Annotated in this window: 8 protein-coding genes and 1 tRNA gene; 2 read left to right on the top strand and 7 right to left on the bottom strand. The window is 61.0% G+C overall.

What is annotated here, in order from left to right:
* Nucleotides 1-125 precede the first annotated feature (125 nt).
* The 5 genes from HMPREF3104_RS00065 to pgm form a co-directional block, all read right to left on the bottom strand.
* Nucleotides 126-198, bottom strand: a tRNA-Ala gene (locus HMPREF3104_RS00065).
* A gap of 137 nt (nt 199-335) precedes the next feature.
* The gene (locus HMPREF3104_RS00070; RefSeq protein WP_070492964.1) at nt 336-1076 is read right to left on the bottom strand and encodes a DsbA family protein; all 741 of its coding nucleotides are present in this window, start codon (nt 1074-1076) and stop codon (nt 336-338) included.
* A 44-nt stretch (nt 1077-1120) separates the two neighbouring features.
* On the bottom strand, nt 1121-1582 hold the full coding sequence (locus tag HMPREF3104_RS00075; protein WP_070492968.1) for a MauE/DoxX family redox-associated membrane protein: 462 nt from the start codon (nt 1580-1582) through the stop codon (nt 1121-1123).
* 141 nt (nt 1583-1723) lie between these two features.
* Nucleotides 1724-2113 carry a hypothetical protein gene (locus HMPREF3104_RS11860; RefSeq protein WP_083278812.1) on the bottom strand — a complete coding sequence of 130 codons (390 nt, stop codon included), beginning with the start codon at nt 2111-2113 and terminating at the stop codon, nt 1724-1726.
* A gap of 69 nt (nt 2114-2182) precedes the next feature.
* Nucleotides 2183-3841 (bottom strand): phosphoglucomutase (alpha-D-glucose-1,6-bisphosphate-dependent), encoded by a 1659-nt coding sequence (gene pgm, locus HMPREF3104_RS00085; protein ID WP_070492970.1) that lies wholly within the window; start codon nt 3839-3841, stop codon nt 2183-2185.
* 103 nt (nt 3842-3944) lie between these two features.
* Here pgm and HMPREF3104_RS00090 point away from each other — a divergent pair, with 103 nt between their 5' ends.
* On the top strand, nt 3945-4286 hold the full coding sequence (locus HMPREF3104_RS00090) for a fluoride efflux transporter family protein (protein WP_070492981.1): 342 nt from the start codon (nt 3945-3947) through the stop codon (nt 4284-4286).
* Nucleotides 4279-4662, top strand: coding sequence for a FluC/FEX family fluoride channel (locus tag HMPREF3104_RS00095; RefSeq protein ID WP_070492973.1), 384 nt, complete (start codon nt 4279-4281; stop codon nt 4660-4662). The genes HMPREF3104_RS00090 and HMPREF3104_RS00095 overlap by 8 nt, the downstream gene beginning before the upstream one ends.
* Before the next feature lie 28 nt (nt 4663-4690).
* Here the strand turns inward: HMPREF3104_RS00095 and HMPREF3104_RS00100 are convergent, their stop codons facing one another.
* Complete coding sequence (locus HMPREF3104_RS00100; RefSeq protein WP_070492975.1) at nt 4691-7261, bottom strand: ABC transporter permease; 2571 nt, start codon at nt 7259-7261, stop codon at nt 4691-4693.
* On the bottom strand, nt 7261-7986 hold the full coding sequence (locus HMPREF3104_RS00105) for an ABC transporter ATP-binding protein (RefSeq protein ID WP_052206250.1): 726 nt from the start codon (nt 7984-7986) through the stop codon (nt 7261-7263). The genes HMPREF3104_RS00100 and HMPREF3104_RS00105 overlap by 1 nt, the downstream gene beginning before the upstream one ends.
* Between the last annotated feature and the right edge of the window lie 119 nt (nt 7987-8105).

Consider the following 8105-nt stretch of genomic DNA (forward strand, 5'->3'; position numbering starts at 1 on the left):
GCCGAGAAAAGCACACATTTTGTCGCTTAACCCATATTGTTTTCCCCCCTTAAGCCTACCAAGCACAAAACCCACAAAACAAACAAAAACCGCCCCACCCAACCAGGTGAGACGGTTTCATCTTGTGGAGCTAACGGGATTCGAACCCGTGACCCCCACACTGCCAGTGTGGTGCGCTACCAACTGCGCCATAGCCCCGTTCTAACGGAATTGTCCTGCCGCTTCCCAGCGCTTACGCCCAAGAACCAGCGGAACAACTCCGATTAATATAGCAGCGTCCCAAACAGCAACAAAATCGCTACTCAGAACGCCGTTAAATACGACATCTGTGCCGGTTACTTGGACTCGGTCAGGACCTCAACCCAGGTCTTGCCGTCGTCGGAAACGCCGTCGACGTCCTGGCCCTCAAACCTGACGCGTGGCGTATAGGGATCCTCACCAGTGTCAGTCCGCTGCACATTCAGGTTGTCCATGCCCATCTTCTGTGCGGCTTCAACAAACGTGCTTTCACGAATGTCAGCCACTGCTTCCTCGGAAGCACCGTAGTCCTTCGCCAGGTCAGCCAGCTTGTCCGGGTTGGACTTGCTGATCATCTGCGCCTGGTTCAAGAACAGGTAATCCCGCAGGGTAAAGGCGGTATCCAGCTCACCGTGGCTGATCAGTGCGAGTACTGCCGCAAGCGAGTTGGTGGAATGGCTCACTGCGCCGCGGTCCAGGAACACCATTGGGCGAAGTTCGACGTTGATGGAGCCGTCGCGAAGCGCCTGCAGCATTTCCGCATCGGTTTCCTTGTGCAGCTCAGCACAGAATCCACAGGAGAAGTCTTCATACAGCTGGCCAGTCGGCGCGTCGGAGTTTGCACCCTTAAGGTGAATTACATCTTCACCATCGGCCCACTCGACGGTGATGCCGGTCATATCGGCCATCTGTGCTTCGCGCATTTCTTCGCGCGCCTTGTTGCCGTTGAAAATGATCAGGCCAAATACCAGCGCCGCAATTGCAATGACGGCTACTACGGCCCAGATGAAGGCAGAGCCGCCTTTGCTGTTGGGGTTCTGCACTTTCCGCGTGGTCACGGTTCAGTTCTCCTCATGAGTCAAAAATCTGGTCGCCGCAAATTCTACGGGTAAATCGCCAACTTCTTAAATGGGCGGTAGATCATAAGCGACGTTGCAATCATGAATCCAATGTCTCGTGCGATGGCCCACAGAACGTCCTCGGGCTGCGGCCGGCGCTCGCCGGGCGTAAAACAGCCGCAATCAATCACCATGCCGCGCGCATGCACAGTCCACAGGCCAATCACAAACATGACTAGCACCGCCATGGAAACCCAGCCGGCCGCACGGATCTTGATGCCCAGCAGCAGGAACAGGCCCCCGGCAAGCTCAAGCGGCCCAATGGCATAGGCCAGCAGGTTGGACCAGTAGGGGGTGAAGATCTCGTAGGCCTCGATGGATTGGGTTACCTGCATGTGGTCCCCAATCTTGGTTACCCCGGCAGCGATCCACATCGCCGCCAAGCCAAACCTGGCCAGTGCTGCCAGAACATCAAGGGCTTTTTGCTTATCGACGCCTACGCTCACCCCCAAAACCCTACTTCCCCAACACCTCCGAAACAATTGCAACCGCCTCGTCCTGCACCCGTCGCTCAGCATGCTGTGGCAGATACCCGGGGTGCTCATGGAGAAGGCACCGCGCGGCGTCGACACGCAGGGAGTGCGGGGTCAGTAGAAGGCCACCTCGGCGTCCCCGTACTTCACTACGGTGTAACCTCCAGTCCCGGTGGCGGCGAATTGCAGGCCCCGACCGTGCTCGCGATCCTCCGCCAGCCAGAAGGACACCCCGAAGCGCGAGGGTTCCGGGGGTTCGGACAGCACGCACACGCTGGTCAGCTCAGGTTCCTCACCACCCGGAAATTCCTCCCGGATCCGCTCCCGTGCCATCGCCAACCACTCCGGGGCTTCCTCGAGAGCGTCAGCGATGCGCGCCATCACCTCCGGTGCCAGAGGAGCGTAAGCCGCATCGAGGTCATCGGAGAGGATGAGGCGGACCTGCCCCTCGCCCGTAATCTCGACGAGCGTCTCGAAATCGTGGAACTCGTAGTTCATGTTCATCGCTTCTAGTGACCGCGTATGGCGGTGTCCTCCGGCAGGCCGTCGATGGTTGTGACAGCCGGGGACGGGTTAGTGGCCTAAAATCTCGCTGACCAGCGCTTGCGCCTCGTCCTGCACCCGCTTCAAGTGCTCCTGCCCGTGGAAGGATTCGGCGTAGATCTTGTACTTGTCCTCAGTGCCGGAGGGGCGTGCCGCAAACCATGCGTTTTCGGTGGTCACCTTCAGGCCGCCGATGGCGGCGTTGTTGCCCGGCGCGTTGGTCAGCTTCGCCGTAATCGGCTCGCCTGCCAGCTCCGTTGCCGGAACCTGCTCGGGTGACAGGGCTTTGAGGGTGGCCTTTTGTTCGCGGTTGGCAGGGGCGTCGATACGCGCGTAGGCCGGCGCCCCGAACTGGGCTTCCAGCTCGCGGTAGCGCACCGACGGGGTCTTGCCGGTCACCGCAGTGATTTCAGATGCCAACAAGTCCAGGATGATGCCGTCCTTGTCGGTGGACCACACGGTGCCGTTCTTACGAAGGAAGGAGGCACCTGCGGATTCTTCGCCGCCGAAGCCGACGCTGCCGTCGATAAGACCAGGCACAAACCACTTAAACCCAACCGGTACCTCAACCAGGGTGCGGCCAAGCGATGCCACAACCCGGTCGATCATGGAGGACGACACCAGCGTCTTACCCACCGCCGTGTCCTGCGCCCAGCCGGCGCGGTGGCTAAACAGATACTCAATGGCCACAGCCAGGTAGTGGTTCGGGTTCATCAGGCCCGCGTCCGGGGTGACAATGCCGTGGCGGTCCGCATCCGCGTCATTGCCCGTAGCAATATCGAACTTTTCGCGGTTGTGAACCAAGGACGCCATGGAGTTCGGGCTGGAGCAGTCCATGCGGATCTGGCCATCCGTATCCAAAGTCATAAACCGCCAGGTGGCGTCCACGTTCGGGTTCACTACCTCAAGGTTAAGCCCGTAAGCTTCTGCGATAGCGCCCCAGTAGTCCACGCTGGCGCCACCCATCGGGTCCGCGCCGATGTGCAGGCCGGATTCCCGGATCGCGGCCATATCCACCACGTTGTCTAGGTCCGCGACGTAGTTACCCATGAAGTCAAAACGCTGCGCGCGTTCATCCAACACGCCGCTGACCGGGACGCGCTTCACGCCCTCCAAACCGCGGCCGAGGTACTCGTTGGCGCGCGCGGCGATCCAGTCAGTCGCATCCGTGCCAGCCGGTCCACCGCTTGGCGGGTTGTATTTGAAACCGCCATCGCGCGGCGGGTTGTGGGACGGGGTGATCACAATGCCGTCGGCACGCTTCGGGTCCGTCCCCGTCACCCCGCCGGCAAGCCCAGCATTGTGCGACAGAATCGCGTGCGAGACGGCAGGGGTTGGGGTGTAGCGCCCCGCAGCGTCCACAAACACCGGCACCGCATTGGCAATGAGCACCTCAAGTGCGGACACCATCGCCGGCTCCGACAGCGCGTGCGTATCCCGGCCAATGTAGACAGGTCCGCCGATGTTTTCCTGCCTGCGGTAATCCACAATCGCCTGCGTGGTGGCCAAAATATGCGCCTCATTAAACGCATTGTCCAGGCTGGAGCCACGGTGACCGGAGGTACCAAACGCCACCTGCTGGCCCACATCCTGCGGGTCAATCTCACGCGTGTAGTAAGCGGTGACCAGCTCTGCAATATCAATCAGGTCTTCGGGCAGTGCGATCTGACCGGCGCGTTCATGGGCCATAGTGTGTACTCCTTCTCATGCATCAAGGGTGTGCAACTTCCATCTTGACGCGTTAGCGGAGTTTCTGCCAGAGATCCTGGCTCGGGAACTAGCATTGCCGGTTATGCAGACCGATCAACTTTCCACTGGGCTTCTTGTGGGCCTTGGCGCAGCACTCGGTGCGAGCCTACGCCATATGGTGACCCTCTACGCAGGCAGCGGCGATACAAGCGCGATCATTGCCATGCTTGTGGTCAACATGCTCGGCTGTGCGGCCATGGGCTATTTCAAGCCAGGCCCGTTCTGGGGCACAGGCTTTTTGGGCGGGTTCACCAGCTACTCCATCGTGGCAGCCACCGCGCTGGAGTTCACCATGCTCGGCGCGTTGATCTACATGCTGATCACGTTCACCGCGTGCATTGCCTCCTGGCTGGCCGGAGATGCTCTGAGGGGGCGTCATGCTTAGCAACCTGATCAGTCCAGCGCTATTTTCGTTACTTCTCACCCTGGCCACCGTCGCCGTCGGCGCGTTCTTCGGCGGTATCGCCCGCTGGGCGTTGTCGCACATCCCGCACCCGCGCGCCGGTACCTTTACCGCCAACATCGCTGCCTGCACCGTGCTGGGCTTTTCCATGGCGCTGCCCGTAGCCTGGCAGATTGGGCTGGGCGCAGGCTTTGCCGGAGCAATGTCCACCTGGTCCACGCTGGCTAAGGAGCTGGGCACGTTATATAAGCAGCGCCAGTGGCGCGAGTTTGCCAAGTACGCTGCAGCCACCGCGGCCGTGGGCATCGTCGCCTTTGGCATGGGCATGATGTGGGGCCGCCGCGGCTTCGGCGCTTAACCAGCGCCCAACCAGCGTCTAGTCAGAACTAGTCAGCAATAGCGTCAAGCGGCGGCGTCTTCGCTGCACGCGTCGCTGGCCACAGTGCCGCCAAAATACCCACAACAATGCTGCCGACCAGCATGGTCCACACCAGGTCCCACGGGACAACGATGTGCTCAAGGCCTTGATCTGCAAGCACGGTCAGGAACGTCCACCCGAGCCCCAAGCCCAGACCCACACCAAGGACTGCACCGAAGAACGCCATCTGCACCGATTCCAGGATGATCATGGTGCGCACCTGGCGGCGGTGCGTGCCCACGGCACGCAGCATCCCAATTTCTTGTCTGCGCTCAATCACCGACAGCGTCAACGTATTCACAATGCCCAGCACCGCAATCACCACTGCCAAAGACAGCAGGGCGTACAGGATGAACAGCATCTGATCAATCAGGTCCAGCACTTCGCCGGAGAGGTCGTCCTTGGACTGCACTTGGACCACAATGTCGTGCTTGACCTCGGCCTCAAGGTTGGCGCGGAGCTGCTCGGTTCTTACGCTGCCTTCGCCTTTCACGCCCATCATCATGATGCTGCCGCTGCCGGGCGCTACCTGTTGCGCAAGATCCGCGCTGGCAACCGCGGCAAGGAAGATCGAGGACTCATCAAAGATGCCGCCCACGGTCGCCTCCACCACGTTGGTGGAAATTCCCGGTGCTGCCACGGTCACCGTGTCGCCGACTTCCCAGCCGCGCTCTTGCGCCCACTCCAGCGGCGCGATCACGGTATTGCCCTCCAACTTGGAAGAACCAGCAACCACGTTCATGCTGGTCAAATCCCCTGGGTCCCCGTAGAGCACGGAGGTCGTGCCGAATTGGCCAACCTGGTTGGCGTATTTGCCGTCCAGTGTCAGCGGCACCTCGGTGTAGGCGGCAACGGCACCCACACCTTCAACCTCCGGGATACGCTCCATCAGGTCATTCGGGATGGGGAACGCGCCAAGCATCGGGCCGGCCAGCACGTAGTCGGCGCTGACCTCGTTTTCCGCAACGGTATCCACCGACTGCTTCATGGATGCGCCCAACATACCGATCATGGTCACCAGCGCAATGCCCAGCATCAGAGCAAACGCCGTTGCAGACGTACGCCGCGGATTGCGGCGAGTGTTTGTAGACGCCAACTTCCCTGCCGTACCAAACGGCGCCCCAATCACACGCCCCAGCGGCGGCACAATCGGCAAGCTCATCGCCGGGCCGGCCAAAAACACGCCCGCGATGACTGCCACGGCTGCGACACTGACGAGTTTGGCGCGGTTGGCGGTTGTGGCGTCGGCAAGCATCAGCGCGACAACGCCCGCCGCAATACCTGCAACAATCATGAGTGTGCCCCACACCGTGCGCGTGGTCAGCGGCTGGGGTGCGGCGGATTCGCTGGCGCGCATCGCGGCGACCGGCTCCACACGACCCGCCTGCACCGCCGGCGCCCACGCGGAAATCATGGTGACAATCACGCCCACCACAATCGGCACCGCCACCGCCTGCGTGGACAGACCAATCCCTCCTGCTGGCAGCGCCATGCCGTAGCGCTCCATGCCGAAACGGATCGCCGCCACCAGGCCCGCGCCGGCCGCCACGCCAAGTGCCGAGCCAAGCAGGCCAACCAACAGCGCCTCCACAGCAACAGAGCGGGTCACCTGGCTTTTCGACGCCCCAAGCGCCCTCAACAGCGCAAACTCCTTCGTTCGCTGCGCCACAATCATGGAGAACGTATTGGCAATCAAAAACGTGCCAACCAGCAGCCCCACAAGCCCAAACGCAATCAGGAAGTAGGAGACAAACGACAGTGCCTCGCGCACCTGCTCGCTCGCCTTCTCAGCCGCCGCCTCACCGGTGCTCACTTCAAGATCCGGGTGTGCTTGCGCAATCGTGTCACGAAGCGCCTCGGCGTCTACCGACTCATCTGCGGCCAGCTTCAGCGTGGGCACGTACCCCTCGGTGACATACAAGTCCAGGTAGTCAGCTTCAGGGATCAGGAAGCGTAACGACGTCCCCTGCGTCCTACCATCCTCATACAGCCCAACCACACGCACCGTGTTGCGCCCGTTGTTGTCCACCACGATGATCTCTTCACCCACCGCGACACCGTAGTGCTGCGCACCGTTGGCGTTAAGCACGGCTTCGGCGGGGGTGGCGTGGGGGTTGGGCACGTGGCCGTCGATAAGCGAAAAGCCCTCTCCCACTGCCTGGTCGGGACCGTAATGCACCCCGACCAGCGCCATGCCCTGGCGGGTCTGGATGGCCTCCTCATCATCGCGAGCGGCAACCACCACCGTCGTATCCGCGGCATTGGTACGCGCGACTCCGGCAGTATTTCGGATCGCATCCGCCTCCTCCGCGGGAATCGCACCCTTGCCCTCAGCAGGCTCGACCACAACGTCGGAGCCCTCGTAGGCGGTGTTGACCGCCGAGTCAAAAGTACGCTCCAACATGTTGGTAAACATCATGGAACCTGCGATGAACGCCGTACCCAGCACCACCGCCAGGACTGTTAACGCAAGCCGAAGCTTATGCGCGCCAATGTTGCGCAGCGACACCTTCGCCAACGCCGAACGCGAACCCGCCATCAGCCCTCAATCCCAGCCATGATCTGCAAAATCCCATCCATCGTTGGATCCTGCAGCTCTTGAACAATCTGGCCATCACGCAGAAACACCACACGGTCCGCATAAGACGCCGCTTTCGCGTCATGCGTGACAATAACCACCGTCTGGCCATCATGATCCACCGCGTGCCTCAGAATGCTCAGCACCTCTTTACCCGAGTTAGAGTCCAGGTTGCCGGTCGGCTCATCACCAAAGATGATCTCCGGCTTACTCACCAGGGCACGTGCACATGCCACGCGCTGCTGCTGGCCGCCGGAGAGCTCACTCGGGCGGTGACTCAGCCTGTTTGTCAGGCCCAGACGCTGCGTAATTTCATCAAACCAAGCCTTATCAACCTTCCTGCCGGCAATATCCGTTGGCAGCGTGATGTTCTCCGCGGCAGTGAGCGTTGGCACAAGGTTGAATGACTGGAAGATAAAGCCCAAACGGTCTCGCCTGAGCTCGGTAATTTGCTTGTCGCTTAGCGACGCCAACGCCGTCCCCCCAATCCACACCTCCCCCGAAGTAAACGCATCCAGCCCAGCCATGGTGTGCATGAGCGTGGATTTGCCGGAGCCCGACGGCCCCATAATCGCCGTAAACGCCCCGCGCTCAAACTCAACATTGACATGATCCAGGGCAGCAATAGTTGTGTCCCCCTGGCCGTATGTCTTCACCAGGTCAACAGCGCGTGCAGCAGCTTCCATGCCTGCAACGCTACCGTGCTGCTTGTGCGGGCAAAAACCGTTGCGCATTCCATCGTCCAGGCCCCGAACCACAAAGCAGGGCTGCTGCTAGTCGATACGTTGTTTCCGGCCGTGTGTGT

It is taken from the genome of Corynebacterium sp. HMSC30G07, assembly GCF_001806945.1.
Classification (GTDB): Bacteria; Actinomycetota; Actinomycetes; order Mycobacteriales; family Mycobacteriaceae; genus Corynebacterium; species Corynebacterium riegelii.